Annotated in this window: 28 protein-coding genes; 12 read left to right on the top strand and 16 right to left on the bottom strand. The window is 63.1% G+C overall.

Features of this window, described 5'->3' with window-relative positions:
* Positions 1-138 precede the first annotated feature (138 nt).
* The gene (locus BM186_RS07960; RefSeq protein ID WP_074914422.1) at positions 139-885 is read right to left on the bottom strand and encodes a helix-turn-helix transcriptional regulator; all 747 of its coding nucleotides are present in this window, start codon (positions 883-885) and stop codon (positions 139-141) included.
* A gap of 134 nt (positions 886-1,019) precedes the next feature.
* On the opposite strand from BM186_RS07960, the gene BM186_RS07965 reads away from it, so the two are divergent.
* Both BM186_RS07965 and BM186_RS07970 read left to right on the top strand, forming a co-directional pair.
* Entirely contained in the window at positions 1,020-1,832 is an 813-nt protein-coding gene (locus BM186_RS07965; RefSeq protein WP_072424686.1) for a UDP-2,3-diacylglucosamine diphosphatase, read from the top strand.
* Positions 1,829-2,857, top strand: a complete 1,029-nt coding sequence (locus BM186_RS07970) for a glycosyltransferase family 4 protein (RefSeq protein WP_074914424.1) — start codon at positions 1,829-1,831, stop codon at positions 2,855-2,857. The genes BM186_RS07965 and BM186_RS07970 overlap by 4 nt, the downstream gene beginning before the upstream one ends.
* Before the next feature lie 147 nt (positions 2,858-3,004).
* Here the strand turns inward: BM186_RS07970 and BM186_RS07975 are convergent, their stop codons facing one another.
* The 3 genes from BM186_RS07975 to BM186_RS07985 form a co-directional block, all read right to left on the bottom strand.
* A complete protein-coding gene (locus tag BM186_RS07975; protein WP_074914427.1) occupies positions 3,005-4,393 on the bottom strand; it encodes an adenylate/guanylate cyclase domain-containing protein in 1,389 nt (462 codons plus the stop codon).
* Between the two features lie 158 nt (positions 4,394-4,551).
* Positions 4,552-5,139, bottom strand: coding sequence for an HD domain-containing protein (locus tag BM186_RS07980; RefSeq protein WP_074914429.1), 588 nt, complete (start codon positions 5,137-5,139; stop codon positions 4,552-4,554).
* A 185-nt stretch (positions 5,140-5,324) separates the two neighbouring features.
* A complete protein-coding gene (locus BM186_RS07985) occupies positions 5,325-5,642 on the bottom strand; it encodes an Mpo1-like protein (protein WP_017677387.1) in 318 nt (105 codons plus the stop codon).
* 130 nt (positions 5,643-5,772) lie between these two features.
* Between BM186_RS07985 and BM186_RS07990 the strand changes: the two genes are divergently transcribed.
* Positions 5,773-6,783, top strand: coding sequence for an AraC family transcriptional regulator (locus BM186_RS07990; protein WP_074914732.1), 1,011 nt, complete (start codon positions 5,773-5,775; stop codon positions 6,781-6,783).
* Between the two features lie 9 nt (positions 6,784-6,792).
* Here the strand turns inward: BM186_RS07990 and BM186_RS07995 are convergent, their stop codons facing one another.
* Both BM186_RS07995 and BM186_RS08000 read right to left on the bottom strand, forming a co-directional pair.
* A complete protein-coding gene (locus BM186_RS07995) occupies positions 6,793-8,247 on the bottom strand; it encodes a TrkH family potassium uptake protein (RefSeq protein ID WP_074914431.1) in 1,455 nt (484 codons plus the stop codon).
* A gap of 3 nt (positions 8,248-8,250) precedes the next feature.
* A complete protein-coding gene (locus BM186_RS08000) occupies positions 8,251-9,705 on the bottom strand; it encodes a TrkH family potassium uptake protein (protein ID WP_074914433.1) in 1,455 nt (484 codons plus the stop codon).
* Between the two features lie 148 nt (positions 9,706-9,853).
* On the opposite strand from BM186_RS08000, the gene BM186_RS08005 reads away from it, so the two are divergent.
* Both BM186_RS08005 and BM186_RS08010 read left to right on the top strand, forming a co-directional pair.
* Complete coding sequence (locus BM186_RS08005) at positions 9,854-10,225, top strand: YkgJ family cysteine cluster protein (protein ID WP_037002400.1); 372 nt, start codon at positions 9,854-9,856, stop codon at positions 10,223-10,225.
* Positions 10,226-10,399: 174 nt separating this feature from the next.
* On the top strand, positions 10,400-10,960 hold the full coding sequence (locus tag BM186_RS08010; RefSeq protein ID WP_072424692.1) for a nitroreductase family protein: 561 nt from the start codon (positions 10,400-10,402) through the stop codon (positions 10,958-10,960).
* Positions 10,961-10,971: 11 nt separating this feature from the next.
* On the opposite strand, the gene BM186_RS08015 is transcribed toward BM186_RS08010, so the two are convergent.
* From BM186_RS08015 to BM186_RS08035, 5 genes are all read right to left on the bottom strand, one after another.
* A complete protein-coding gene (locus BM186_RS08015) occupies positions 10,972-12,300 on the bottom strand; it encodes a sensor histidine kinase (protein ID WP_074914436.1) in 1,329 nt (442 codons plus the stop codon).
* Positions 12,301-12,631: 331 nt separating this feature from the next.
* Positions 12,632-13,045 carry a Spy/CpxP family protein refolding chaperone gene (locus BM186_RS08020; protein WP_074914438.1) on the bottom strand — a complete coding sequence of 138 codons (414 nt, stop codon included), beginning with the start codon at positions 13,043-13,045 and terminating at the stop codon, positions 12,632-12,634.
* 137 nt (positions 13,046-13,182) lie between these two features.
* Positions 13,183-13,860, bottom strand: a complete 678-nt coding sequence (locus tag BM186_RS08025; protein WP_074914441.1) for a response regulator transcription factor — start codon at positions 13,858-13,860, stop codon at positions 13,183-13,185.
* Between the two features lie 3 nt (positions 13,861-13,863).
* Complete coding sequence (locus BM186_RS08030) at positions 13,864-14,238, bottom strand: translation initiation factor 2 (IF-2, GTPase) (protein ID WP_074914443.1); 375 nt, start codon at positions 14,236-14,238, stop codon at positions 13,864-13,866.
* A gap of 41 nt (positions 14,239-14,279) precedes the next feature.
* Complete coding sequence (locus BM186_RS08035; protein ID WP_003460961.1) at positions 14,280-14,579, bottom strand: YciI family protein; 300 nt, start codon at positions 14,577-14,579, stop codon at positions 14,280-14,282.
* 117 nt (positions 14,580-14,696) lie between these two features.
* On the opposite strand from BM186_RS08035, the gene BM186_RS08040 reads away from it, so the two are divergent.
* The 7 genes from BM186_RS08040 (at position 14,697) to rluB (ending at position 20,781) form a co-directional block, all read left to right on the top strand.
* Positions 14,697-15,563: a PHP domain-containing protein gene (locus BM186_RS08040; protein WP_074914446.1), complete on the top strand. Its 867-nt coding sequence runs from the start codon at positions 14,697-14,699 to the stop codon at positions 15,561-15,563.
* A gap of 13 nt (positions 15,564-15,576) precedes the next feature.
* Positions 15,577-16,203 (top strand): L-threonylcarbamoyladenylate synthase, encoded by a 627-nt coding sequence (locus BM186_RS08045; protein WP_093049705.1) that lies wholly within the window; start codon positions 15,577-15,579, stop codon positions 16,201-16,203.
* 71 nt (positions 16,204-16,274) lie between these two features.
* Positions 16,275-17,489 (top strand): tryptophan--tRNA ligase, encoded by a 1,215-nt coding sequence (locus BM186_RS08050; RefSeq protein WP_072424697.1) that lies wholly within the window; start codon positions 16,275-16,277, stop codon positions 17,487-17,489.
* A gap of 14 nt (positions 17,490-17,503) precedes the next feature.
* The gene (locus tag BM186_RS08055) at positions 17,504-18,328 is read left to right on the top strand and encodes a segregation and condensation protein A (protein ID WP_074914449.1); all 825 of its coding nucleotides are present in this window, start codon (positions 17,504-17,506) and stop codon (positions 18,326-18,328) included.
* The gene (scpB, locus tag BM186_RS08060) at positions 18,325-19,122 is read left to right on the top strand and encodes an SMC-Scp complex subunit ScpB (RefSeq protein WP_074914451.1); all 798 of its coding nucleotides are present in this window, start codon (positions 18,325-18,327) and stop codon (positions 19,120-19,122) included. Before BM186_RS08055 ends, scpB begins: the two co-directional genes overlap by 4 nt.
* A gap of 97 nt (positions 19,123-19,219) precedes the next feature.
* Positions 19,220-19,402, top strand: coding sequence for a DUF1289 domain-containing protein (locus BM186_RS08065; RefSeq protein WP_017677373.1), 183 nt, complete (start codon positions 19,220-19,222; stop codon positions 19,400-19,402).
* A gap of 221 nt (positions 19,403-19,623) precedes the next feature.
* Complete coding sequence (gene rluB, locus BM186_RS08070; RefSeq protein WP_074914454.1) at positions 19,624-20,781, top strand: 23S rRNA pseudouridine(2605) synthase RluB; 1,158 nt, start codon at positions 19,624-19,626, stop codon at positions 20,779-20,781.
* A 113-nt stretch (positions 20,782-20,894) separates the two neighbouring features.
* Here rluB and BM186_RS08075 read toward each other — a convergent pair whose 3' ends face one another.
* The 5 genes from BM186_RS08075 to BM186_RS08095 all read right to left on the bottom strand — a co-directional run bounded on the left by BM186_RS08075 (position 20,895) and on the right by BM186_RS08095 (position 25,874).
* Positions 20,895-21,821 (bottom strand): GGDEF domain-containing protein, encoded by a 927-nt coding sequence (locus BM186_RS08075; RefSeq protein WP_021489980.1) that lies wholly within the window; start codon positions 21,819-21,821, stop codon positions 20,895-20,897.
* A gap of 242 nt (positions 21,822-22,063) precedes the next feature.
* Positions 22,064-22,804 carry a YciK family oxidoreductase gene (locus BM186_RS08080; RefSeq protein ID WP_045733046.1) on the bottom strand — a complete coding sequence of 247 codons (741 nt, stop codon included), beginning with the start codon at positions 22,802-22,804 and terminating at the stop codon, positions 22,064-22,066.
* A gap of 87 nt (positions 22,805-22,891) precedes the next feature.
* Entirely contained in the window at positions 22,892-23,563 is a 672-nt protein-coding gene (gene mupP, locus BM186_RS08085) for an N-acetylmuramic acid 6-phosphate phosphatase MupP (RefSeq protein WP_074914456.1), read from the bottom strand.
* On the bottom strand, positions 23,563-24,261 hold the full coding sequence (ubiG, locus tag BM186_RS08090) for a bifunctional 2-polyprenyl-6-hydroxyphenol methylase/3-demethylubiquinol 3-O-methyltransferase UbiG (protein WP_017677368.1): 699 nt from the start codon (positions 24,259-24,261) through the stop codon (positions 23,563-23,565). The genes mupP and ubiG overlap by 1 nt, the downstream gene beginning before the upstream one ends.
* A gap of 293 nt (positions 24,262-24,554) precedes the next feature.
* A complete protein-coding gene (locus BM186_RS08095; protein ID WP_074914458.1) occupies positions 24,555-25,874 on the bottom strand; it encodes a TRZ/ATZ family hydrolase in 1,320 nt (439 codons plus the stop codon).
* Positions 25,875-25,980 lie beyond the last annotated feature (106 nt).

The raw sequence follows: 25,980 nt of genomic DNA on the forward strand, positions 1-25,980 counted from the left end.
AATGCGGCGCAGTCTAGGCGGCGCAGACGATAGCCGTCTGTCGCGGGAGTGATGAGTTTTGTCGCCAGGCTATCGAGGCTACGTGCGGGCATCGCTAACGGCCGGTGCGCACGGCGCACCCTACGGCTCGTGTACTGGCTAGCGCGTGCGGCGCAATTGCCTTGGGGTCATGCCCAGGTGGCGGGAGAGGGCAGCGGTGAAGGCGCTTTGCGAGTTGTAGCCGACCCGTGCGGCGATTTCGCCAACGGCCAGGTCGCTGCCACGCAGCAGTTGCTCGGCCAGGTGCAGGCGGCGTTGGCGGATATGCTCCATGGGCGTGCTCCCGGTCTCGGCGAGGAAGCGGGCATGGAAGCGCGCCACCGACAGACCGGCAAGGCGCGCCAGGTCCGCCACCTGCAGCGGATGCGCCGCGTGCTGCTCGATATAACGATCCAAGGCTGCTAGCGGCAAACCTGGCGTCTCGGCATGCTGGCGGCTGCAGGCCAGGCTGCCGAGCAGCAGGGCCGCACCCTGGCCGGCGATGACCGGGTCATTGATCGGGCTGCTGGCCAACCAGTTGAGCAGCTGCCCCTGCGAGGGATCGAGTTGCAGGGCGTTGGGCTTGTCCAGCAAACGCTGGATATCGCTCGCATGGTGGCCCAGCTGGCGTTCCAGCCAGTCGTTGGCCGGCAGATCCAGTACCAGGCACTGGCTGCCGCGTGGGCTGCCGCAGGTATGGCGTGCTTCGGCCGGCACTACGGCCAGGTGATGGCGCAGCACCTGGCTGCCCTGGCCGTCCACTTCGAATTGCAGCTCGCCCGCCAGGCCGAACACCAGTTGCGCGTGGTCGTGGCTATGGCTGAGTACTTCGTGGCTGTAATGACGCAGGGACAGGATCGGGAGCATGGCAGTTTCCTTGGCAACCGCCGGAGTGTAACGCCTGGGCCGGGGCGCTGCTGCGTCATCGAATGGTCTTTTTCCTGTCATATGCCTTTCACCGCGACCCCTCAAGCTCGTCTAAACCCAGCCGGAGGTCGCCCATGACCAGCGCCCAGCTCGCCAAGCCCAGCCGCAAGCAACGAGTCCGCACCCTGTGGATTTCCGACGTACATCTCGGCACGCGTGATTGTCAGGCCGAACACCTGGCGGCCTTTCTCAAGCGTTATCACGCTGATCGCATCTATCTGGTGGGCGACATCATCGACGGCTGGAAACTGCGTGGTGGCATCTACTGGCCACAGGCGCACACCAACGTCATCCGCCGTCTGCTGACCATGAGCAAGCGCGGCACCGAAGTGATCTACGTTACCGGCAACCATGACGAGTTCTTGCGGCGTTACTCCAGCCTGCTGCTGGGCAATATCCAGTTGGTCGACGAGGCGGTGCACGTCACGGCCGATGGCCGGCAACTGCTGGTGATCCATGGTGATCAGTTCGATGTGATCACCCGTTATCACCGCTGGCTGGCCTTTCTCGGCGACTCGGCCTACGAATTCACCCTGACCCTCAATCGCTGGCTCAATCACTGGCGCAGCCGCTGGGGCTACGGTTACTGGTCGCTCTCGGCTTACCTCAAGCACAAGGTCAAGACCGCGGTGAACTTCATCAGCGACTTCGAGGAGGCCATCGCTCACGAGTGCGTCAAGCGCGGCTTGCAGGGCGTGGTCTGCGGCCATATTCACCATGCCGAGATTCGCCAGGTGAGTGGCGTGGAATACATGAACTGCGGCGACTGGGTGGAATCCTGCACGGCGCTGATCGAGCACTGGGATGGGCAGATCGAGCTCTATCGTCTGGCCGAGGCGCAACTGGCCAGCGAGGAGCGGGTCGTCGCCCTCGAGACCAGCGCATGAGGATACTGATCGTCTCCGACGCCTGGACGCCTCAGGTCAATGGTGTGGTCACCAGCCTGGCCGCGCTGGTCGGCGAACTGCGTGGGCTGGGTCATCAGGTCAAGCTGCTGTCGCCCGCCGATTTCCGCGCCGTACCCTGTCCGACCTACCCTGAGATTCCGTTGGTGTGGGATCTGTGGCGCGTCGGTGCGGCGATTCGCGACTTTCGTCCTGACTGCGTGCATCTCGCTACAGAGGGGCCGCTGGGTTGGGCAGCGCGGCGTTGGCTGGTCAAGCGTGGGTTGGCGTTTTCCACGGCAATCCATACGCGATTCCCGGAGTACGTCAGCACGCGCTGGCCGTGGATTGCGCCACGTTGGGGCTATGCCTTTCTACGCGCTTTCCATCGCCCCAGCCAGGCCGTGCTGGTGACCACCGAGCGGCTGCGTGAAGAGTTCGCCGGCTGGGCCCTGCAACGGCTGCAACTGTGGCGCAAAGGGGTGGATACCCGGCTGTTTCGGCCGGACGAGACGCGCCCCCGGCCAGTGCGACCAGTATTTCTCTACGTCGGACGCATCGCTCCGGAAAAGAACCTGCAGGCGTTTCTCGATCTGGAATTACCGGGTGAGAAGCGCGTGGTCGGCGACGGCCCGCAACGTGAGGCGTTGCAGCAGCAGTATCCGTTGGTGCGCTTTCTCGGCTATCGCCATGGCCAGGCGTTGGCCGAGGCTTATCAGGATGCCTCGGTGCTGGTCTTCCCCTCGCGTACCGATACCTATGGCCTGGTGATGCTGGAAGCGCTGGCTTGCGGTACGCCGGTGGCTGCGTTTCCCGTGGCCGGGCCACTGGATGTGCTGCAGCAGGGGCTCAGTGGGGTGATGGCCGAGGATTTACACGCTGCCTGCATGGGCGCGCTGGAGCTGGATCGGGAGACTTGCGCGGAATTGGCGGCAGCGCAGTCCTGGCGCGCGTCGGCGCTGGAGTTTCTGGCATTGCAGCCGCTGATCGATGGTGAGCCGGCGCTGGTTGAGGCGCTGGAGGCGTAGGGCGTACCGGGACGCCGGCCGCTCGGAAGCAGTACGCCGCCGTACGTGTGGAGCTCCGGAAAACGGCGGACTGTTCGCTTCGCACCTGAGTCCGCCCTACGGGCTACGAGCGGCCGGAGTTCCGATTCGCTCTACACCTCGGTGCCCTTAGAGAATGACCTTGTCGCGCAGCTTCTCGGCGGCTTGGTTGAGCGCCTGGATCACCCGTTCCTTGTCGAAGTTCTGAATGCCATTGGTATCCAGGTACATGGAGAAGCCCGGCAGTTCGTGCTCGACGTAGCTGGAGGTGGCGCCCAGGTCGCGGCGGAAATCCACCACCTGGTAGATCTGCACCGGGCGGGTGAAGCCCTTGACGGCGATCTGGCCCTTGTCGCGGCACATGATCACGTCCTTGACCAGCGAATAAGTCTCGTGGGAGATCAGGATTTCGCCGGATTCGGCGGCGCTTTCCAGGCGGCTGGCAAGGTTCACGTCGCGGCCGATGATGGTGTAGTCCATGCGCGTATCGGCGCCGAAGTTGCCCACCGTGCAGTAGCCGGTGTTGAGGCCCATACGAATTTCCAGTGGCTTGGTGATGCCCTGGGCGCGCCACTGCTGGCGCAGCACCTTCATGTGCTTGCGCATGGCGATGGCCATGGAAACCGCCGCGACCGCATCCTTCTTGGCGCCGTTGCTGCTCGGGTCGCCGAAGAACACCATGACGCAGTCACCGATGAACTTGTCGATGGTGCCGCCGTATTTCAGGGTGATCTTCGACATTTCGTTGAGGTAGGTGTTGAGCAGGTCGGTCAGCGCTTCGGCTTCCAGCTCTTCCGACAGCTCGGTGAAACCCTTGATATCGGAGAAGAACACCGTGAGCTTCTTGCGCTGAGTCTCCAGGCGCACGCTCTTCTTGCCGGTGAAGATCGATTCCCAGACCTGTGGTGACAGGTACTTGGCCAGGTTGCGCGCCAGGCGTGCGGCCTTTTCCTGTTCACGCTTGATCTCGCTGCGTACCTGAGCCAGGCGCAGGCCCTGCTGGTTGACGAAGTAGGCGGTGATGCAGATGTACAGGGTGGCGAAGAGGATGCTGACCAGCGCCACCAGCGTCGGCGTATCGGTATTGGGATGAACCCCAACCAGCGCGGCGCACAGCGCCATGCCGCTGGCGGCCACCAGCAGCCCCAGGCCGAGATAGCGCATGCCACCGACCACCAGGGCACTGAAACAGAGAATCAGCAGGAACATCAGGCTGGGCACGGCGGAGAACCCCAGCAATACGCAGGATGCGCCAGCGTGCAGGGCATCGAAGAACAGCAGGGCGAGGTCGGTCTGCTGCGGATAGTCGCGCTTGAAACGGCGGCTGAGATTGTGCGCCAGATGAGGGTAGAGCAGGGCGTAGGGCACCATCCACAGGATGTCGTAGGCGAAGTGCCCGACATAGGTGCCGGCGGCGATGCTGGCGGCCGTGGCGATATAGGCCAGTACGCGCGAATAGTATTCGCGCAACGGCGGCGTCGGTAGCCCGTTGGCACGGCTGGTGGTTGCTGGCTTCATCTGCTGGAACTGTCCCTGCTGGATTTCTGGCGTCTCTGCTGGACGCCTGGCTGGTCTGCAAGACCTGAGCCAGAGGCTCGCTGGGCGGGGATCATAACCAAGGGGGTGGCGGCCAGCCAAGCATGGCCGCCGAACGGTGGCGCAACAGTGGCCAGCGGTCAGGCGCTGGTGTTGTCCATTGCAGCCAGATAGATGGAGTTCTTCGGCCGGGCGAACACGCGCTGCAGCATGGGCTCGAAGAAGCTCAATGGCAGGCTTTCATAGTCCGGGTCGAAGGCGGCCGCATCGTACTTGGCGCAGAACTCTATGGTCGCCTGGTATTGCGGGTGATCCTTGAACTGCTCACGCAGGTGGCGATCCATGCCCAGGTGATGGAAGAAGTAATAGCCCTGGAAAATGCCGTGCTTCTCCACCATCCAGTGGTTCTCGGCACTGACGAAGGGCTTGAGGATCGCTGCAGCAATGTCCGGGTGGTTGTAGCTGCCGAGGGTATCGCCGATGTCATGCAGCAGCGCGCAGATCACGTACTCCTCGTCGCGGCCGTCGTGATGGGCGCGGGTGGCGGTTTGCAGCGAGTGGGTCAGGCGGTCCACCGGAAAGCCACCGAAATCGCCGTCGAGCAGACGCAGGTGGTCGAGGATGCGGGCTGGCAACTGAGCTGCGTAGGCGGCGAAGTCCTGGGCGATGATGGCCCAGTCCTCGGCCTGGCCGTCTTGCATATGGGTGAAGCGGGCGCGGCTATTCATGGTTTTTCTCGTTCTTGTTGTTAGGCTCTGTACGAAAAGTGCCTGCGCATCGGTGATGCTGCGTTAAAAACAGGCTCAGAATGCTCATTTACAACACGTAAACTCCGCTTCTTCGCATGTTTTTGCCTTGCCTGACCTTTGCTCGACGACTTTTCGTACAGGCCCTAGTGTGAGCAGCCAGATTCTTAGAAACGGATGCGGCCGGTGAAGGCATCCTTGAGCATCACCCAATCGCCCATCAGGCTGTACAGCGGATAGTCGAAGGTCGCCGGTCGGTTCTTCTCGAAGACGAAATGGCCGACCCAGGCGAAGCCATAGCCGGCCAGCGGCATGGCCAGCAGCCACAGCCATTGTTGGCTGAGCAGGGCGTAGGCGAGGATCGCCAGCACCAGCAGGCTGCCGGCGTAGTGCAGGCGGCGGCACACGGGATTGCTGTGTTCCTGCAGGTAATAGGGGTAGAACTCGGCGAAGCTCTGGTAGCGTTCGGTGGTCTGGGCGGTCATGGCGCACCTCCTGTTATTGTCACCTACGAGTCTAGACCTGCTGTCTCCGTGGGCCACTGACTTAAGGTGCCAGTCTAGTATCCTTGCGCCGCCAACCATGGCCTTGCTGATTGATCACAAGAACAAGACGATGAGCGAAAGAACCACCTCTTCCAACTGGGCCTTGGCCATCGTGCAGGCGCTGGAGCTGGGCGGCGTAGACTGCACCAGCCTGTTCGCCGAACTGGGCATGGATTACGCCGCGCTGAGCGACCCCGATGCGCGCTTCCCGCAGGACGGCATGACCCGTCTGTGGCAGCGCGCCGTGGCGCTGTCGGGCAACCCGGCGATCGGCCTGAACATGGCGCAAGTGGTACGCCCGGCGTCCTTCCATGTGGTGGGTTATGCACTGATGTCCAGTCGCAACCTGCGTGATGGCTTCACCCGTCTGGTGCGCTACCAGCGCATCATCGGTGAAGGCGCGGACCTGAATTTCTTGCCGCAACCCGACGGCTATGCGCTGACCCTGGCCATTCATGGCGACCGCCTGCCGCCGGCCCGGCAGAGCGCCGAGGCGTCGCTGGCATACTGCCTGGCCTTTTGCCGCTGGATGACCGGCAAGCCCATGCGCCCGCGCGAGATTCGCCTGCAAGGCCCGCCACCTGCCGACCCGGCGCCTTATCAGCAGGTGTTCCAGGCTCCGCTGAAGTTCAATGCCGAGCATTACGGGTTGATCTTCGAGCGTGCCGATCTGGAAGCGCCCTTGCCCAGTGCCAATGAGGCGCTGGCGCAACTGCATGACCGTTTTGCTGGCGAATACCTGGCGCGTTTCTGCAGCAGTCGCGTCACCCATCAGGCACGTCAGGTGCTGTGTCGCCTTTTGCCTCAGGGCGAGCCGCGGCGTGAAGTGGTGGCGCAAACGCTGCACCTGTCACAGCGTACTCTGCAGCGGCGCCTACAGGAGGAGGGCACCAGCTACCAGCAACTGCTCGATGACACCCGTCGTGAGCTGGCCGAACAGTACCTCGGTCAGGTCGACCTGACCCTGCTGGAGGTGGCCTATCTGTTGGGCTTTGCCGATCCGAGCAACTTCTTCAGGGCGTTTCGCCGTTGGTTCGGTGAAACGCCTGGTGAGTATCGCAGTCGTCGCGGGCTCGCGTAGCGCGCCTGCTCAGTGACGCCAGAAGGCCGGGAACAGCAGCACCAACACGGTGAGGATTTCCAGGCGCCCGAGCAGCATGCCGAAGCTCAGCAGCCACTTGGCCAGGTCGGGGATGGTGGCGTAGTTGCCAGCCGGACCGACCATCTCGCCCATGCCAGGGCCAACGCCTGAGACCATCGCTGCAGCGCCGGTCAGGGCCGTGATCCAGTCCACCCCGCACATCGCCACCGCCAGCGCCAGGGTGGCGATGGTGATGGTGTAGAAGAAGGCGAAGGCGAGGATCGAACGGACGATGTCTTCATCCAGGCGGTGGCGATTGTATTGCTGCTTGATCACCGCACGGGGGTGAATGAGCTGCCTGAGGTTGGCCTTGAGCAGGATGTAGGCGACCTGGAAGCGGAAGATCTTCAGGCCGCCGGCGGTGGAGCCGGAGCAGCCGCCGACGAAGCCCAGGTAGAAGAACATCATGCTGGCGAACGGGCCCCACAGGTGGTAGTCGCCCACGGCAAAGCCGGTGGTGGTCATGATAGAGGTGATGTTCACCGCCACCAGACGCAGCGCATCGAGCCAGTACAGGTCGGTGGTGAGCCATTTCCAGCCCGCCAGCACGAACCAGCTGCCCACCAGCAGCAGCAGGAATCCACGCACCTGCGCGTCGCGAAACAGTGCGCGGTAGTTGCCGCGCAGGGCGCTGACATAGAGCACGAACGGCAGACTGCCAAGCACCATCACCACGATGGCGACCCAGTGAATGGCCGGTTCCTGCCATTTGCCCAGTGAAGAGTCGGACGTGGAGAAACCACCGGTGGCGATCGCCGACATGGCGTGGTTGATCGCATCGAACAGGCCCATACCAGCCCACCAGAACGCCAGCACCGCGAGTGTGCTCAGGCCGACATAGGCCAGCACCATGTACTTGGCGACCATGTGCGAGCGCGGCATGACCTTTTCCGAGCGGTCCGACGACTCGGTCTGGAACAGGCGCATGCCCCCGATGCGCAGGATCGGCAGGATCGCCACGGCCATGCCGATGAAGCCGATGCCGCCCAGCCAGTGCAGCAGTGAACGCCAGATCAGCGTACCCGGAGACATGTCGTCGAGGCCGCTGAATACGGTAGCGCCGGTAGCGGTGATGCCGGACATGCTCTCGAAGTATGCATCGGTGATGCTCGCCCGTTCGGCGAAAATGAATGGCAAGGCGGCGAAGATCGATACCATCACCCAGCTCGACACCGTCAGCATGTACATGTCGCGGGGGCGCAGTTGCGTTTGTTGGGGCCTGCCCTGAGCGATCATGGCGATGCCGGTGAGCGCGGTGATCAGGCTTGACCAGAGAAAGGCATTGATGCCCTGCGGCTGCTCGAAGATCAACAGGGTGATCACCGGTACCAGCATGCTCAGCGCCAGGGTGACGAGGAAGATGCCGTTGATGAAGGCGAGGATGCGCAGGCTGGCTAGTGGCATCGGTCAGTGTTTCCAGAAACTACGGGTGACCAGCACCAGTACGGTCAGAATTTCCAGGCGGCCGAGCAGCATGCCGGCACTGAGCAGCCATTTGGCCGAGTCCGGCAGGCTGGCGAAGTTGCCGGCCGGGCCGATGATCGGTCCAAGGCCCGGGCCGACGTTGCACACGGCGGTGGCGGCGCCGGTCAGCGCCGTGACCCAGTCCAGGCCGACCAGGGTCAGGGCCAGAGCCAGGACACCGATGGTGATGGTGAAGAAGAAGGAGAAGGTGATCAGCGAGCGGACGATCTCTTCATCCAGGTTGTGATTGTTGTACTGCTGTTTGATCACTGCGCGCGGGTGCACCAGTTGCATGAGGTTGGCCTTGAGCAGCACGTAGGCGACCTGGAAACGGAAGATTTTCAAACCGCCCGATGTCGAGCCGGAACAGCCGCCGACGAAGGTCAGGTAGAAGAACAGCAGCACGGCGAAACTGCCCCAGGTGGTGTAGTCGCCGAGGGCGAAGCCGGTGGTGGTGACCACCGAGGTGACGTTCACCGCGACAATGCGAAAGGCGTCGAGCCAGGCGTAGTCCGAGTTGATCCACAACCAGGTGCCGAATACCAGCCAGGTCAGCAGCAGAAAGCCGATGAAGCCGCGAACCTGATGGTCCTTGAACAGCGCCTGGCGATTGCCGCGAACGAAGGCGACATAGAGCATGAATGGCATGCCCCCGAGCAGCATCAGCACGACTGCCGTCCAATGCACGGCCGGTTCTGGCCAGTGTGCCAGGGACGCATCGGAGGTGGAGAAACCGCCCGTGGAAATCGATGCCATGGAGTGGTTGATGGCGTCGAAAGGGCTCATGCCCGCAGCCCAGAAGGCCAGAAAACCGAGCAGGGTCAGGGCCAGATAAATCAGCAACAAATACTTGGCGGCCATGTGCGAGCGTGGCATGACCTTTTCGCCCCAGTCCGAGGATTCGGTCTGGAACAGGCGCATGCCACCCACGCGCAGCAGCGGCAAAATGGCGACGGCCATGCCGATGAAGCCAATGCCGCCGAGCCAATGCAGCATCGAGCGCCAGATCAGAATGCCGGGCGACATGTCATCCAGCCCGGTCAGCACGGTTGAACCTGTCGTGGTAATGCCGGACATGGTTTCGAAGATGGCGTCGGTGTAGCTGATATGGGCGATCAGCATCATGGGCAGCGCGGCAAAGCTGCAAACCAAGGTCCAGCTCCCGGTCGTCAGCAGGTACATGTCACGCGGGCGTAACTGAGCGTTCTGCGGCCGGCCGGGAATCACCAGGGCGAGACCCGTGATCAGGGTGATCAGGCTGGACCAGAGAAAGGCATTGAGATCTTCAGGCTGCTCGAAGATCAGCAGGGTCAGCATCGGGATGGCCATGCTGATCGCCAGGGTAATCAGGAATATGCCGATGATGAAACCGATGATGCGCAGCGTCGGCAAGGCCATGTAGAGGGCTCTGGCGGGTTGGAAAATGCGCCATTCTACCTGCGCACGGGCGGCTGTAAACCGCAACGGTGGGGGCTTTACAAGCGCATTGCCGAGCATAGAATAGCCGCCAGTTGCCGACGTCCGTCGGTTTCCGAGTTCTCCTCAAATGTCCGAAGCTAATCCCTGCCTTACGTGCGGCGCCTGCTGCGCGTTTTTTCGTGTGTCCTTCTTCTGGGGCGAGTGCCAATCCGCGGGCGGTAGCGTTCCGGACGAGCAGGTCATCCAGATCAGCCCCCATTACGTCGCCATGCGTGGCACGGAGAGCAAACCGGCACGTTGCACGCAACTGTTAGGCGACGTCGGTTGTGGTGTGCGTTGCACCATGTACGAACAGCGCTCGAGTAGCTGTCGCGAGTTCGAAGCGTCATGGGCGAACGGTGAGCACAACCCGCGTTGCGACGATGCGCGCAAGGCTTACGGTCTGCCGCCGCTCACTCCGCCGGTGCAACCGGTGATATCGCCCGACCGGGTAGCCTGACGGCGGCTGCAGGTTAGCGGGTAGCCCGGATGCAATCCGGGGCCAGCGATCTCCGGATTGCATCCGGGCTACGGCTCGACAGGCTTCTGACATCAGCTCCGTGCGCTGGTCAGCTTGCAGCTTGCAGCTTGCAGCATTGAGAATGCGCCCTCTTTAGTCTTTCGGAGGTGGCCGATGGATGCCCTCGACGCTCTGCTCAACCGTGTTTCCGTTCCTCGCCTGGTCGAACCGGCCCCGGATGCCGCGCAGCGCGAGATGCTGTTTCGCGCAGCCCTGCGCGCACCGGATCATGGCCAGCTACGTCCGTGGCGTTTTCTGACGGTTGAAGGGGCAGCGCGTGAGCGTATGGGGGAACTGTTCGCCGAAGCCCTGCAGGTCGCCGATGCGCAGGCTACGCCGGAGGCGCTGAACAAGGCGTGTGGCATGCCGCTGCGCGCGCCATTGCTGGTGGTGGTGATCGCCCGGGTGCAGGCTCACCCCAAGGTGCCTGCTTCCGAGCAGGTGATAGCAGCCGGCTGCGCCGCGCATGGCATGCTGCTGGCCGCCCATGCTCAGGGTATCGGTGCGGTCTGGCGTACCGGCGACATGGCCTATAACGCCCATGTGGCCAAGGGGCTGGGCCTGGCGGCGGACGAGCAGATCATCGCCTACCTCTACCTTGGTACACCGGAGCGTGAGCTGCGCCGCGCCCCGGAGGTCCGCGTCGAGGATTTCGTCAGCGCCTGGGAGGGCTGAGCGAAACGCACTCAGCCTGCCTGCTGCCTGGCCGGCAGGCTGAGCGTCGCGATGAAGCCACCTTGCGGATGGTTGCTCAACAGCAGTTCACCGCCATGACGCTGCGCTGCCCGCCGCGCGATAGCCAAGCCGAGGCCGTGGCCGGAGCCGCTCTGGCCCGGTGCACGGAAGAACGGTTTACCCAATTGCTCCAGGTGTTCGCTGGCGACCCCTGGGCCATGGTCGCGCACGCTCAGCGTTACGTTTTGCCCCTGGCTTTGCACGCTGATGAGGACAGGTTGATCCGCTGGGCTGAAACGCAAGGCATTGCGTAGCAGATTGTCCAGCGCGCGCTCCAGCATGTCTGGCCAGCCTTCCAGGCGTGCGCGTGGGTCTAGATCGATCTGCAGCTGTTGTTGCGGAGCGGTCAGGCGCGCGTCTTCCTGCAGGTTGCCGAGCAGAGCGGCCAGATCGACGGGCTGTGCGGCGCCCGGATCAGCGTCCAGGCGGGCCAGGGCAAGAATTTCGCTGATCAGCGCCTCCAGTCGATCACACTCCTGACTCAGGCGGGGCCAGAGCCGTTCTCGCTCCGCGGTATCGGCGCGCTCCGCCAGTGCCAGTGCAATACGCAGGCGCGCCAGGGGCGAGCGCAGTTCGTGGGAAACATCGCGCAGCAACTGGCGCTGGCTGCCGATCAAGCCTTGCAGGCGCTCGCCCATGCGGTTGAAGTCCTTGGCCAGTAGGCCCAGCTCGTCGCGGCGCGTGGCCAGACGAGCCAGGCTGTTCTGTTGGTAGGCGGTCTGGCCGAGGTCATGCACGGCGCCGCGCAGGCGATCCAGCGGGCGGGTGATCGACAGCGTCAGCATCAGGCTGAACAGCGTCAGCACCACCAGGGCAATGGCGATGGCACTGAGTGGCCAGAACAGGCTGCCGCGGTGCCAGGCTGCCAGTTCCGGGTGCGGAATACGGTAGATGAACAGGTAACTTTCACCGCTTTCCGGGCTGGTGTATTCGGCGGTCAGGCGCCGCCATGGCAAGCGACGGTCGTCGCCGTGGCGCGCCTCGAAGGCGGCAGCACGGGACGGAAAGGTGCCTTTGACCAGTTGCTGGCCGCTCTCGCCAAGCACCTGCGTGTCGATACGGTACTTGCGCTTGCGCTGTTCGAGAAAATCCTGGGCTGCTGCTGGTCCTTGCTGTTCATAGCGCTTGACCCACTTGCTATCGAGATCGTCAAGGCCTGGGTGCAGGCTCAGAATCCAGGCGTCCTGATTCAGGGCGCGGCCAAGCAGCAGCGACAGAGCGGCCACCAGAGCGATGCCCAGCCAGAAGGTCGCCAGAATGCGCCAGAACAGTGAACGCACGGTGATTCCTCATGCAAAAGCCGCCGGGCTCAGGGAGCGCGGCGGCGGGTTTAGGGTCTGTTCCCGTTTCATTCGCGGCCGCGCCGGAGCCTGTTTTAACGCGAGGCAAGGCACGAGATGCGAAGTTTGGTCGCCCAAATGAGCCATCGAGTAACGCTGCATCGCGTTAAAACAGGCCCGGCCCTTCGGGTTGCGCGGGAAATGGCCCCCCGCTGTCGTTGCAGGACTTGGCAAGGGAACAACCATTACCTGCGTCCTGCGCCTAACCAGGGGCCATTTCTCGCAGCAACGCGTCTCGCGATGAAGCGGGAACAGACCCTAGGGTGACGGATCAGTTGGTCTTGCTGTCCTTCTCGGCCTTCCAGGCCTTGAATTCGGCCATTTCTGCGCGGCGAGCTTCCATTTTCTTCTGGTGCTCGTCGAAGGCTTTCTGCTGTTCGGGGTTGAGCAGGTCACGCAGGGCCTTGTGCTGGTCGGCGCGAGCCTTGTCCAGTTCCTTCTTCATGGCCTGCTTTTCGGCTTCTGGCAGTTTGTCCAGGTAGCGCTTGGTGATGTCGCGATGGGTTTTCATCTGCTCGTCCATCAGTTTGCGAAACTCCTGGCGCTGTTCCTTGCTCAGGTTCAGCTCCTTGAACATGCCGTGGCCGCGGTCATGGTGGCGAGGGCCGCCGTCTTGCATGGGTATGGCGAAGGCCAGGGTCGGCAGGGTGGCAGCGAGCAGCAGGGCGGTGAGGGTCTTGCGCATGGTGATTCTCCTTGTCTCGAAACCGGTAACGACCGGATGGGCTCAGTATGCGGCGGTCAAGGTCAAGGGCAGTCAGCTGTGGGTAAAGCTTGGGTAAAGGCGATGTTGCGGGTTATTTACGCTGCGTCAGGGCGTACTCACTGTGCGTAGTAATAGCCGCGGCTGCGCAGGGCGAGAATGCGTGGGCGGCCGTCCGGGTGCGGGCCGAGCTTCTTGCGCAGGTTGCTGACGTGCATGTCCAGGCTGCGGTCATACAGGGTCAATTTGCGTCCCAGGGCCAGTTGCGCCAATGCCTGTTTGTCCACCGGCTCACCTGGTTGGCGCAGCAGAGCCTCCAGCAGGCGGCTTTCGGAAAGCGTCAGGGGAACGTCATGCTCGCCAATGCTGACCACCCCGCGATTGGGGCTGAAGCTGAGATCGCCCAGCTCCAGCTGGCTGCTGGCCGGCGCGGGCACGGTGCGGCGCAGCACGGCGCGCAGGCGCGCGGTCAGCTCGCGAGGGTCACAGGGCTTGGCCAGGTAGTCATCGGCGCCCAACTCCAGGCCAAGGATGCGATCCAGCGGTTCGCCGCGGGCGGAGAGCATCAGCACTGGCAGGTCCGGATGCTCGCTCCGTAGCTGCTTGAGCAACTCCAGGCCGCTGCCGTCCGGCAGCATCACGTCCAGCACCACAGCCTCGGGGGCTTGTGCGGCAAGTGCCTGACGGGCGCCAGCGGCTTCGTGGCAGGCGGTGACCTGAAAGCCTTCCTGGGTCAGCCAACGGTTAAGCAGCTCGCAGAGTTCCTGATCATCATCGATCAGCAGCAGTCGGTTCATGGCTCAGTTGATCCACTCGCGACGGGTCTTGCGAGAGCCACGCAACAGGACGCCGAACAGCATCGAGATCAGGCTCAGGGCTGCGCCCAGGGCGAACCAGGTCTGTTCCTCGCTGAGCAGCCGGGGTTGAGCCTGCGCCTGGCTTTCCTTGAGTTGCAGGCGCAGGCGCTGATTTTCCTGGCGCAGGCGCTGCAGTTGCACGGCGCTACTCGCTTCCTGCTCATTGCGCAGTTGCTCACTCTGCGCCAGGCGCTGTTCCAGCACCTGGCTGTCGACCGCAGCTGCTGGGGCGGAAGGCTGAGCGGGTTGTTCTTCTGCCTGTACTGAAGCACAGGTCAGCATCACGGTGACCAGCAGGGACAGCGGGATCGAGCGCATCGCGATTCCTTGTGTGCGAAAGCAGCGTGGGTGGCACTTCGTCAGGGCAATACTTTCTTGAAGGGTTTGACCAAAACGTTGGCATACACGCCGGCTGTGCGGTATGGGTCGGCGTCGGCCCATTGCTGGGCAGCTTCAAGGGAGTCGAACTCGGCAACCACCAGGCTGCCGCTGAAGCCCGCCGGGCCTGGATCATTGCTGTCGATGGCCGGGTGCGGGCCGGCCAGCAGCAGGCGACCTTCCTGCTTCAACTGCTCCAGACGAGCGAGGTGAGCAGGGCGGGTGGCCAGACGATTTTCCAGGGAGTTTTCGACGTCGGTGGCGATGATGGCGTAGAGCATCTCAATCCTTATTTGGGGTCGAAGCGGGGAGGGATGAAGCATTTTCGCCACACGGCAACAGCCTTGGCGCGGATGTGGGGCATAATAACAAACATCAATCTCAACGAAAGCGCCGCCATGATTGTCGATCTGCACTGCCACAGCACCGCCTCCGATGGCGCCCTGGCCCCCGCCGTACTGGTGGCCCGGGCGCATGAGCGTGGTGTGAGGCTGCTGGCACTGACCGATCACGACACCCTGGAAGGGCTGGATGAGGCACGCCGCGCAGCGACGGCTCTGGACATGCAACTGATCAACGGCATCGAGCTGTCCTGCACCTGGGGTGGAGCGACCATCCACGTATTGGGCTATGCCTTCGAGCGCGAGGCGCCGGCGCTGTGTGCTGCCATCGATGCCTTGCACCATGGGCGCTGGCAGCGTGCGCAAGAGATCGACCGACGCCTCGCCGCCAAAGGTATGCCAGGCGCTCTGGAGGGCGCGCGGGCCGTTCAGCAGGAGCTGGGCGATAGCGGCAATGCGCCGGCCCGGCCACATTTCGCCGAATTTCTCGTGCGCGCCGGCCATGTGCGTGATCGCGCCGAGGCGTTTCGCAAGTGGCTGGGCTCGGGCAAGCTGGGCGACGTCAAGCAACATTGGCCTATGCTGGAAGAAACCGTCGCCACGCTGCGTTCGGCCAGAGCCTGGATCAGCCTGGCGCATCCGTGGCAGTACGACTTTACTCGCAGTAAGCGTCGACGCCTGGTGGCCGATTTCGCGGCGGCTGGCGGTCATGCCCTGGAAGTGGTCAATGGCATGCAGCCCGCTGAACAAGTCGGTGGCCTGGCGATTCTGGCGCGCGAGTTCGGCTTGATGGCCAGTGTCGGCAGTGATTTCCATGCGCCTGGCGACTGGTCCGAGTTGGGCATGTATCGCCCGTTGCCTGATGACCTGACTGCGCTCTGGGAGCGCTTCGAACATGCACAGCCATCCGCTGTCATCTCATGAGCTGGGAGCAAGTGTGAGTCAATTTTTCCAGGTTCACCCGGAAAACCCACAGGCACGCCTGATAAAACAGGCCGTGGAAATCATTCGTGGCGGCGGTGTGGTGGTCTATCCGACCGACTCCTCCTATGCGCTGGGCTGCATGATCGGTGACAAGAATGCCGTAGAGCGCATTCGTCGCCTGCGTCAACTCGACGACAAGCACAATTTCACCCTGGTCTGTCGAGACCTTTCGCAGATTGGCCTGTTCGCCAAGGTCGACACTGCAGCCTTCCGCTTGCTGAAGAATCACACACCGGGTCCTTACACCTTCATCCTCAACGCCACTCGCGAAGTGCCGCGCATGTTGCTGCACCCCAAGCGACGTACCATCGGCATTCGCGTACCCAGCCACCCGATCGCCCTGGCGTTGCTGGAGCAATTGGGCGAGCCGCTCATGAGCGTCAGCCTGATCATGCCGGGCGATGACTTGCCCATGTCCGACCCCTACGAAATGCGCCAGGTTCTCGAACACCATGTCGACCTGATCATCGACGGTGGTTTTGGTGGGCTGGAAGCGTCCACGGTGGTCAATCTTGCTGACGACAGTCCGGAAGTCCTGCGCGTCGGCTGCGGTGATCCGACGCCGTTCAATGATCTCTGACACCGCCTTTTCCGTTGTGGATGCAGCTGCCCTATACTCCCTGGTCTTGTTTGGATTTTGGATAGAACGGTTTGAGCCTTAACGACTCCGAGCGTCGGGTGCTGTCAGGGATGCGTCCGAGCGGACGTCTTCACCTCGGGCACTATCACGGCGTGCTGAAGAACTGGGTCAAGTTGCAGCACGAGTACGACTGCTTCTTCTGTATCGTCGACTGGCACGCCCTGACCACCGAATACGCCGATGCCGGCCAGCTCTCCCAGCACGTCATGGATATGGCGGTGGACTGGCTGGCTGCTGGCGTCAGCCCCAGCTCCGCGACGCTGTTCGTGCAGTCGCAGGTGCCGGAACACGCCGAGCTGCACCTGTTGTTGTCGATGATCTGCCCACTAAGCTGGCTTGAGCGCGTGCCGTCCTACAAGGAGCAGCAGGAGCACCAGGGCAGCAAGGATCTCTCCACCTACGGGTTTCTCGGTTACCCGCTGCTGCAGGCTGCGGATATCCTGCTGTACCGAGCCGGACAGGTGCCGGTGGGGGCCGATCAGCTCCCCCACATCGAATTTGCCCGTGAAGTGGCGCGCCGCTTCAACCACCTGTACGGCAGCGAGCCGGATTTCGAGCTGAAGGCCGAAGCGGCCATCGGCAAGCTGGGCAAGAAGCTCGGCAAGCTCTACAGCAACCTGCGCAAGGCCTATCAGGAGCAGGGTGACGCACAGGCGCTGGAGACGGCGCGGGCCCTGCTCAAGGAACAAACCAGCATCACCCTTGGCGACCAGGAGCGCCTGTACGGCTATCTGGAAGGTGGCGGCAAGGTGATTCTGAGCGAGCCGCAGCCGATTCTTGCCGAGTTTTCGCGGGTGCCTGGCCTGGATGGACAGAAGATGGCCAAGTCCAGCGGTAACGCGATATTCCTGCGTGATAGCGATGCCGAGCTCGAGGAAAAACTGCGGCGCATGCCCACCGATCCGGCACGGGTACACCGTGACGATCCGGGTGAGCCGCAGCGTTGCCCGGTCTGGTCGCTGCATCAGCTGTACTCCGGTGACGAACAATTGCACTGGGTGATCGAGGGCTGTCGTAGCGCCTCGATTGGTTGCCTCGACTGCAAGAGCGCGCTGTGCTCCTCTTTGCAGGCCGAGCTGATACCCCTGCAGCAGCGCGCCATCGACTACGAGGAAAGCCCGGATCTGGTGCGCAGCATCCTCGCCGAAGGTGCCGAGCGCGCGCGTGACGAAGCGCGCGAAACCCTGGCCGAAGTGCGCATGGCCATGGGCCTGAATTACCGCTGAAGGAGCGCCAGTCGATGAGTGAGCCCGCCACGCCAACCCCGGACAGTCAGGCCGGCGCCCAACAGGAGCTGCCGTTCGCCCTGGTTTATGGTGAGGCGGTCACCGAATTGCCGCTGGACCTGTACATTCCCCCGGATGCCCTGGAGGTTTTCCTCGAAGCCTTCGAAGGGCCGCTGGACCTGCTGCTGTATCTGATCCGCAAGCAGAACATCGACATTCTCGATATCCCCGTTGCCGAGATCACCAAGCAGTACATGGGCTACGTTGAACTCATGCATTCGGTACGTCTGGAGCTGGCTGCCGAATACCTGGTGATGGCCGCCATGCTCGCCGAGATCAAGTCGCGCATGCTGCTGCCGCGCTCGAACGAAACCGAGGAGGAGGAAGACGACCCGCGTGCCGAGCTGATCCGCCGCCTGCAGGAGTACGAACGCTTCAAGGCCGCCGCCGAAGGTATCGACGAACTGCCGCGTGTCGGCCGCGACGTGACCGTGCCGAAGCTGGATGCACCCGAAGCCCGCGCGCGCAAGCTGCTGCCGGACGTCAGCCTGGAGGAGGTGTTGCTGTCGATGGCTGAGGTGCTGCGCCGCGCCGACATGTTCGAAAGCCACCAGGTTACCCGCGAGGCGCTGTCTACCCGCGAGCGCATGAGTGAAGTGCTGGAGCGCCTCAAGGGCGGAGCCTTCGTACCTTTCGTCGAGCTGTTCGCCGCCGAGGAAGGGCGTCTCGGCGTGGTGGTAACCTTCATGGCGGTGCTCGAATTGATCAAGGAATCCCTGGTCGAGCTGGTGCAGAATGAGCCTTTCGCTGTCATCCATGTCCGAGCCCGTGCCGAATGAACCTGAACGACCCCAAAGACCTGGCGCAATTGCTCGAAGCTTTTCTGCTGGCTTCCGGCAAGGCGCAGTCGCTCGATCGCCTCTTCGAACTGTTCGAAGAGGGCGAGCGGCCCGAACCCGAGCAGTTCAAGGCGGCGTTGGAGATCCTCCGACAGTCCTGCGAAGGGCGAGCGTTCGAGTTGAAAGAAGTGGCTTCGGGTTACCGTCTGCAAGTGCGCGAGCGTTTCGCGCCATGGGTTGGCCGGCTTTGGGAGGAGCGCCCACAGCGCTACTCCCGTGCGCTGCTGGAAACCCTGGCGCTGATCGCCTATCGCCAGCCCATTACCCGTGGCGAGATCGAGGACGTGCGGGGCGTGGCGGTCAACAGCAACATCACCAAGACCCTGCTCGAGCGTGAGTGGATTCGCGTGGTGGGCTATCGCGACGTACCGGGGCGTCCGGCGATGTTCGCCACCACCAAGGGCTTTCTCGATCACTTCAACCTGAAGAGCCTCGACGAACTGCCGCCACTCGCCGCTTTGCGCGAGCTGGAACCGGAGCCCGAGCTGGCGCTGGACGACGATGCCGAGGTGCCGGCCGGGTTGCAGGCGCGTGCCGATCTGGCCTTGCAGGAAGACGGCGAAACCGCCGAGCCTCGCGAGGAAACCAGCTTCCGTAGCCTGCTGGCCGAGCTGGACGACATGGAGCAGGGGCTCAAGACTGATTTCGATGACCTGCTTCTGGGAGAGGACGAAGAGGATGATGCGGTCGAAGATGATCTGGCCGACCTGGACGGCGATCAGCCGTTGCATTGATATCGCTTAAGCCCTTTATCGAATACTTCAATCTCGCTGTTTGTCCCTCGGCCTTTATTCTTGCGCCCATCCGATCCTTTCTGGTTTAGGCGTTCCAATGAGCAAGAGTCCGTGCATCAAGGTCTGTGAATTCGAAAAGGACATCTGCCTGGGCTGTGGCCGCAGCCGTGAGGAAATCAAAGGCTGGAAACGCCTGGACAAGGGTGAGCGTCTGGCGCTGCTGGCCGAGGCCGATATGCGCTTGCTGGCGCTGGAGGCCACCGGAAGGCGCAAGTATTGACCGCCCATCCGTTGTAGGAGCCGCGCCTCGCGGCGAATGGCGGGGCGACGATAATACAGGGGCATACGCAAAAGCTTCGCCCTGGGGCGGGGCTCCTACGATCCGTACTCTGTTCCTGCTTTTGCCAGGCGAATGCCGCAGTATCGTCTACCCTATGGGCTCTACAGCGCGTATGATGCGCGCCCTTCGATCATCAACTACTACACCGGGAGGTGCCCAAGATGACTGAGCACGAACAACCGCGTCCTGCAGGCGAGAAACTGCAGAAAGTCCTGGCCCGCCTCGGGCTGGCCTCGCGCCGCGAGATCGAGACCTGGATCGCCGAAGGTCGGGTCAAGGTCAACGGCGCTGCGGCGACCCTGGGCCAGCGCGTCGATGCCAACGATGCCATCGCTCTTGATGGCCGCTTGCTCAAGCGCGAAGAAATCACCGGTTCGGTTCGCCGCGTGCTGATCTACAACAAGCCGGACGGCGAGATCTGCACCCGTGACGACCCGGAAGGTCGCCCCACCGTATTCGATCGCCTGCCGCGTCCGAAAGAGGGCCGCTGGATCAATATCGGTCGCCTCGATATCAACACCACCGGCCTGTTGCTGTTCACCACTGACGGTGAGCTGGCCAACCGCCTGATGCACCCGTCCTATCAGATGGACCGCGAATACGCGGTGCGTGTGCGTGGTGAAGTCACCGAGGAAATGCTGGAGAACCTCAAGAATGGCGTGATGCTCGAGGATGGTCCGGCCAAGTTCACCGACATCAAGGAAGCGCCCGGCGGCGAAGGCTTCAACCACTGGTATCACTGCGTGGTGATGGAAGGGCGTAACCGCGAAGTGCGTCGCCTGTGGGAGTCCCAGGGCCTGGTGGTCAGCCGCCTGAAGCGCGTGCGCTTCGGCCCGGTGTTCCTCACTTCCGAGTTGACCATGGGCCGCTGGCGCGAAATGGACCAGCGTGAAGTGGACATTCTCAGCGCCGAAGTCGGCCTGACCCCGCAGGCGCTGCCAGCGATGAAGGAAAAGACCCGCGAGAAGCTCGACCGCCTGCAGCGCAAGTCGGCCAAGCCGGTCGAGGTGCGTGGCAAGCGTGTGCTGCGTCCGGCCAAGGATGAGACAGGTGCCGAAAATGCCCGCCCGAGCCGTGCGCCGCGCCGTGAGGATGGCGAGCAGCGCGCGCCGCGTGGCCCGCGAAAAGACAGTGGTGAACGTCGTGAAAATGGTCGCGGCACGCCGGTAGCGGAGCGCCCGAGCGATGTGAAGAAGCGTCAGCCGCGCCCGGCCGTCGAGTTATCCGAGCGTCCGGCACGCAAGCCACGCCCGGCAACACCCGGCAAGCGTCCGCCCGCCGGCGATGGTCAGCGCCCCGGTTTCGGCCGCAAGCGCTGATAATTGAAAAGGGACTCCGCGGAGTCCCTTTTTCATTCTGTGTCCCGAATTCAGCCTAAACCATTGCCTTCAGAGCATTCCCGGATTTCATCCGGGCTACGCAGAGCGGCCTCTCAGCCGGCCATGGACAGGCGGTTACGGCCTTCGCGTTTGGCCACATAGAGTGCGTTATCGGCGCGGCGCAGCAGGCTTTCGGCAGACTCGCCCGGCAGCAGGCTGGAGCAGCCCAGGCTGATGGACACGTCGATGGCGCGGCCGGCATCCAGGCATTGCAGTTCCATCACCGCAAAGCGCAGGCGCTCGCCTACCAGCGCAGCGCCCTCACGGTTGGTGCCGGAGAGAATCACCAGAAACTCCTCGCCACCGTAGCGAAAGACCATATCGATATTGCGCAACTGGTTCTTCAGGGTCTGGGCGACCGCTTTCAGCACTTCGTCGCCAAGCGTGTGGCCATGGTTGTCGTTGATGCTCTTGAAGTGGTCGATATCGAGCATCAGCAGTGACAGCGGTTGCAGGTTGCGGCGGGCCAGATCCACCTCGCGCTGCAGCACCTGGTCCATGGCGATGCGGTTGCCGGTGTCGGTCAGCGGGTCGCGCAGCGCACTTTGCAGCGCGGTGCGGTAGAGCAGGGCGTTGCGCAGCGGGAATAGCAGGCTGGCCAGCAGCGACTCCAGCTGGATTAGCTCGTCTTCGGCAAAGCGCTGTTTACGACGGAAAATCAGTTCGCCCAGGTATTCCCCCTCATGGCTCAGGCGATAGCCGGCCGAGTGCGGGGCGCGCTCGCCCAGCTCGAGGCGCAGGTCATGCGACGGATGCTGAAAAGCCAGCGCATCGAGCGCCACCAGGCGCTGCACTTCGCGAAAGAACAACGTGAGGATTCGTTCCACGTCCAGGCTGGTCTGCAGTTGCAGGCTGAGTTGGTGGCGCAGCTCTATCAGGTTCGCGGGTTTGAGCGGCAGATTACGACTGCCGGTAAAGCCGAGACGCTGCAGCTTGGCGGCATCGAAATCGATGGTGTTGGATTGGCTGGGGGGAACCATGGAGCTGAACCTCTGGCGCTGATGGTGCGACGAGAGGGTTAGAGCGAATTTCGTGCCAGGTGGTTCAGGTGAGCTTAAAGTCTTGTGAAGTCAGTCACTTAGGTGTTTTTAAAAGCACTGATCGGCAAGGGGTTGCCGGTTGCCTGGCGGCGATGCTGGCAATGTGCTGCCGCTTGGCAAGGGCGGCGGCGGATTTTTGTCGTGCCATGGCTCGCTGACTGGCAGCGGGCCATGGCCGGTAATCACTGGGCGTCGAACGCCTGGCCGTTGATGCCCTTGCTGTCCGGGCCCATCAGGTAGAGGTAGAGCGGCATGATCTCTTCCGGCAGTGGGCGGGTCGCCGGGTTTTCCCCCGGATAGGCCTGGGCGCGCATGGCGGTGCGGGTGGCGCCCGGGTTGATGCTGTTGGCACGCACGTTGGCGATGCCGTCCAGCTCATCAGCCATGACCTGCATCAGGCCCTCGGTGGCGAATTTCGATACCGCGTAGGCGCCCCAGTAGGCGCGGCCCTTGCGACCGACGCTGCTGGAGGTGAAGGCCACGGAGGCGTCTTCCGACAGTTTGAGCAGCGGCAGCAGGGTGCTGCTGAGCATGAACATGGCGTTGACGTTCACGTGCATCACGCGCATGAAGTTGTCACCGGACAGTTGTTCCAGTGGCGTGCGCGGGCCGAGGATCGAGGCATTGTGCAGCAGGCCATCGAGGCGGCCGAATTCGTTCTCGATCATCACCGCCAGTTCGTCGTACTGGTGCGGCAGGGCGGTTTCCAGATTGAAGGGGATCACCACCGGTTGCGGGTGGCCGGCCGCCTCGATCTCGTCATAAACCTGGCTCAGGTTGGCCTCGGTCTTGCCCAGCAGCAGCACCGTCGCGCCATGGGCGGCGAAGCTCTTGGCGGCGGCCGCGCCAATACCGCGGCCGGCACCGGTGATCAGGATGACGCGATCCTTGAGCAGGTCTGGGCGGGCGGTGTAGTCGAACATGTTCAGGGTCCTTCGGGGGAGCATTGATTGGTAGGGTGGGCTAGGCCCGCCAAATGGCAGAGTGGCGGGTTCACCCGCCTTGCGCGATCAGCAAGTGCACAGGGCGCGATCGAGCATCGCACGCAGTTCCTGGGGGTGGTCCACGACCACGTCGGCGCCCCAGTTGCGTGGGTTGTCCTCGGGGTGGATATAGCCATAGGTCACCGCTGCCGTGCGGCAGCCGGCGGCGCGGCCGGATTCGATGTCGCGCGCGTCGTCGCCGATGAACAGCACTTCCTCGGGTTTGACGCCCATCTGCCGGCAGGCGAGCAGCAGCATGTCCGGCGCGGGTTTGCTTTGCTCGACATGGTCAGGGCAGACCAGCACTGCCGAGCGCTCGGCCAGATTCAGACCCTGCATGATCGGCTGGGCGTAACGCACCGGTTTGTTGGTCGCGACGCCCCACAACAGGCGCGCCTCTTCGATGTCGTCGAGCAGGGCTTCGATGCCATCGAACGGGCGGGTGAGGACTGCGCAGTGTTCCTGGTAGCGCTCCAGGAACTCCTGGCGCAGGGCTTCGAATGCGGCCGAGTCGGGGTCTTCATCGAAAGCGCAGGCGACCATGGCGCGAGCGCCGCCGGATACCTGGTCACGTATGGCCTTGTCTGCCAATGGCGGCAGGCCGCGAGTGGCGCGCATGGCCTGGGTGATGGCGATGAAGTCCGGCGCCGAGTCGAGCAGGGTGCCGTCCATGTCGAACAGTACAGCGCGCAAACGCATCAGTCTTTCCTCAGCGTCTGGATCATGTAGTTGACGTCGACATCCGCCTCCAGCTTGTAGTGCTTGGTCAGCGGGTTGTAGGTCAGGCCGATGATGTCCTTGACCTCCAGCCCGGCCGCGCGGCTCCAGGCGCCGAGCTCGGACGGACGGATGAATTTCTTGAAATCGTGGGTGCCACGCGGCAGCAGGCGCAGGATGTACTCGGCGCCGATCACGGCGAACAGGTACGCCTTGGGGTTGCGGTTGATGGTGGAGAAGAATACCTGGCCGCCCGGTTTGACCAGCCTGTGGCAGGCGCGGATGACCGAGGAGGGATCGGGTACGTGCTCGAGCATTTCCAGGCAGGTGACGACGTCGAACTGCTCCGGCATTTCTTCTGCCAGTGCTTCGGCGGTGATCTGTCGGTAGTCGACTTCGACGCCGGACTCCAGCTGGTGCAGCTGGGCGACTGACAGCGGTGCTTCGCCCATGTCGATGCCCATCACCGTTGCGCCGCGCTGGGCCATGGCTTCACTGAGGATGCCGCCGCCACAGCCGACGTCCAGTACGCGTTTGCCGGCCAGGCCGACGCGCTCGTCGATCCAGTTGACACGCAGCGGGTTGATATCGTGCAGAGGTTTGAACTCGCTTTCGCGGTCCCACCAGCGATGTGCCAGGGCCTCGAATTTGGCGATTTCGGCGCGGTCGACGTTGCTCATAAGCATCTCTATTCAAAGCATGGAAAGCGTATCGCCGCTATGTTGCCAGTTTAAGAACGGGCGTGGGGCGGCGCGGATTCGTTCAATGTATGTCAGTTTGTCGCAGTGGTTTGGGAATGTTGTCGCGCCCAAGGTTTATCGGCTGCTCATTTATTTCGTTCATGCGTGGCCTGCCCTCTCTCCCATTTATGGGGGAGGGTTGGGGAGAGGGTCAGGCGAGTAGCTCGGTGTTACCTGGCAGACCTCTCCTCCGGCCCCTCTCCCTCAAGCGGGAGAGGGGAGGATAAGCAGTGTTACTTGCTGGCAATCCTGGCTCCCCATTCCCTGGCCTTGGCAATCAGCTCGCTTTCGTCCATGCGCGTCAGGCGGCCGTCATCCAGCAGTTGCTTGCCGCCAACCCACAAATGCTTCACGCAGTCGCGGCCGCTGGCATAGATCAGCTGCGATACCGGGTCGTAGATCGGTTGCTGGGCCAGGCCGGAAAGATCGAAGGCGACCACATCGGCCAGCTTGCCCAGTTCCAGCGAGCCGGTCTGTGTTCCCAGTCCCAGTGCGCGGGCGCCGTTCAAGGTGGCCATGCGCAACGCGCTGTGAGCGTTCAGGGCAGTGGCGGAGCCGGCCACGGCCTTGGCCAGCAGGGCGGCGGTGCGGGTTTCGCCAAGCAGGTCGAGATCGTTGTTGCTGGCGGCGCCATCGGTGCCGATGGCGACATTGACGCCGGCCTGCCACAAGCGTTCGACCGGGCAGAAGCCGCTGGCCAGTTTGAGGTTGGACTCGGGGCAATGCACGATACTGCAGTTGTACTCCACCAGCAGCGCCAGGTCCTCGTCATCGATCTGCGTCATGTGTACCGCCTGGAAGCGCGGGCCGAGCAGGCCGAGGCGAGCCAGGCGCGCCAGTGGGCGTTCGCCGTGCTTGGCCATGGCTTCGGCCACTTCCTGCGCGGTTTCGTGCACATGCATATGAATGCCGGCATCCAGCTCGTCAGCCAGTACGCGAATCTGTTCCAGCTTGTCGTCGCTGACCGTGTAAGGCGCGTGGGGGCCGAAAGCGATGCGAATACGCGGGTGTTGCTTGAGGTCGTCGAACAGCTGCAGGCCCGTACGCAGCGCTTCGGCAGCGTTGAGTGCGCCGGGTACCGGGAAGTCCAGGACAGGGACGGTGATCTGCGCACGCACGCCGGCGTTGTGCACGCGTTCGGCGGCGGTCTGCGGGTAGAAGTACATGTCGGAGAAGCAGCTGATGCCGCCCTTGATCTGTTCGGCGATGGCCAGATCGGTGCCATCGCGGACGAAATCCTCGTCGACCCACTTACCCTCGGCGGGCCAGATATGTTCGTGCAGCCAGGTCATCAGTGGCAGGTCGTCGGCGATGCCGCGCAAAAGCGTCATTGCGGCGTGGCCGTGGGCGTTGATCAGCCCGGGGGCGAGCAGGCAATGCGGCAGCTCGCGCACCTCGGTTGCCGTGTAGCGCAGGGCTTCGCTGCGCGGCGCGATCAGTGCGATGCGTCCGTCGCGGATGCCTAGGCCATGGTCGCGTAGCACCACCCCGGCCGGCTCAACGGGCACCAGCCAGGTGGGCAGGAGCAGCAGGTCGAGAGGGGCTTCGGGCATGGGGGATTGTCCGTCTGGCTTGATCGGTGCAAGGAAGATCGCCAGTGTATAGATGAACGCACCTGGCTTGAAGTCGTGAGGGCGTGCTGGATTGTTCGGCTGGTCT

Source organism: Ectopseudomonas toyotomiensis, from assembly GCF_900115695.1.
In the GTDB taxonomy this organism is placed as follows: Bacteria; Pseudomonadota; Gammaproteobacteria; order Pseudomonadales; family Pseudomonadaceae; genus Aquipseudomonas; species Aquipseudomonas toyotomiensis.

What these genes read in the sequence shown, in the direction of transcription:
- BM186_RS07960 (WP_074914422.1), bottom strand. Translation starts at nt 885, where the DNA reads ATGCTCCCGATCCTGTCCCTGCGTCATTACAGCCACGAAGTACTCAGC.
- BM186_RS07975 (WP_074914427.1), bottom strand. Translation starts at nt 4,393, where the DNA reads ATGAAGCCAGCAACCACCAGCCGTGCCAACGGGCTACCGACGCCGCCG.
- BM186_RS08005 (WP_037002400.1), top strand. Translation starts at nt 9,854, where the DNA reads ATGTCCGAAGCTAATCCCTGCCTTACGTGCGGCGCCTGCTGCGCGTTT.
- BM186_RS08040 (WP_074914446.1), top strand. Translation starts at nt 14,697, where the DNA reads ATGATTGTCGATCTGCACTGCCACAGCACCGCCTCCGATGGCGCCCTG.
- BM186_RS08030 (WP_074914443.1), bottom strand. Translation starts at nt 14,238, where the DNA reads ATGCGCTCGATCCCGCTGTCCCTGCTGGTCACCGTGATGCTGACCTGT.
- ubiG (WP_017677368.1), bottom strand. Translation starts at nt 24,261, where the DNA reads ATGAGCAACGTCGACCGCGCCGAAATCGCCAAATTCGAGGCCCTGGCA.
- BM186_RS08080 (WP_045733046.1), bottom strand. Translation starts at nt 22,804, where the DNA reads ATGTTCGACTACACCGCCCGCCCAGACCTGCTCAAGGATCGCGTCATC.
- scpB (WP_074914451.1), top strand. Translation starts at nt 18,325, where the DNA reads ATGAACCTGAACGACCCCAAAGACCTGGCGCAATTGCTCGAAGCTTTT.
- BM186_RS08020 (WP_074914438.1), bottom strand. Translation starts at nt 13,045, where the DNA reads ATGCGCAAGACCCTCACCGCCCTGCTGCTCGCTGCCACCCTGCCGACC.
- BM186_RS07985 (WP_017677387.1), bottom strand. Translation starts at nt 5,642, where the DNA reads ATGACCGCCCAGACCACCGAACGCTACCAGAGCTTCGCCGAGTTCTAC.
- BM186_RS07995 (WP_074914431.1), bottom strand. Translation starts at nt 8,247, where the DNA reads ATGCCACTAGCCAGCCTGCGCATCCTCGCCTTCATCAACGGCATCTTC.
- BM186_RS08010 (WP_072424692.1), top strand. Translation starts at nt 10,400, where the DNA reads ATGGATGCCCTCGACGCTCTGCTCAACCGTGTTTCCGTTCCTCGCCTG.
- rluB (WP_074914454.1), top strand. Translation starts at nt 19,624, where the DNA reads ATGACTGAGCACGAACAACCGCGTCCTGCAGGCGAGAAACTGCAGAAA.
- BM186_RS07990 (WP_074914732.1), top strand. Translation starts at nt 5,773, where the DNA reads ATGAGCGAAAGAACCACCTCTTCCAACTGGGCCTTGGCCATCGTGCAG.
- BM186_RS08035 (WP_003460961.1), bottom strand. Translation starts at nt 14,579, where the DNA reads ATGCTCTACGCCATCATCGCCACCGACGTCGAAAACTCCCTGGAAAAT.
- BM186_RS08055 (WP_074914449.1), top strand. Translation starts at nt 17,504, where the DNA reads ATGAGTGAGCCCGCCACGCCAACCCCGGACAGTCAGGCCGGCGCCCAA.
- BM186_RS07980 (WP_074914429.1), bottom strand. Translation starts at nt 5,139, where the DNA reads ATGAATAGCCGCGCCCGCTTCACCCATATGCAAGACGGCCAGGCCGAG.
- BM186_RS08025 (WP_074914441.1), bottom strand. Translation starts at nt 13,860, where the DNA reads ATGAACCGACTGCTGCTGATCGATGATGATCAGGAACTCTGCGAGCTG.
- BM186_RS07965 (WP_072424686.1), top strand. Translation starts at nt 1,020, where the DNA reads ATGACCAGCGCCCAGCTCGCCAAGCCCAGCCGCAAGCAACGAGTCCGC.
- BM186_RS08095 (WP_074914458.1), bottom strand. Translation starts at nt 25,874, where the DNA reads ATGCCCGAAGCCCCTCTCGACCTGCTGCTCCTGCCCACCTGGCTGGTG.
- BM186_RS08000 (WP_074914433.1), bottom strand. Translation starts at nt 9,705, where the DNA reads ATGGCCTTGCCGACGCTGCGCATCATCGGTTTCATCATCGGCATATTC.
- mupP (WP_074914456.1), bottom strand. Translation starts at nt 23,563, where the DNA reads ATGCGTTTGCGCGCTGTACTGTTCGACATGGACGGCACCCTGCTCGAC.
- BM186_RS07970 (WP_074914424.1), top strand. Translation starts at nt 1,829, where the DNA reads ATGAGGATACTGATCGTCTCCGACGCCTGGACGCCTCAGGTCAATGGT.
- BM186_RS08075 (WP_021489980.1), bottom strand. Translation starts at nt 21,821, where the DNA reads ATGGTTCCCCCCAGCCAATCCAACACCATCGATTTCGATGCCGCCAAG.
- BM186_RS08065 (WP_017677373.1), top strand. Translation starts at nt 19,220, where the DNA reads ATGAGCAAGAGTCCGTGCATCAAGGTCTGTGAATTCGAAAAGGACATC.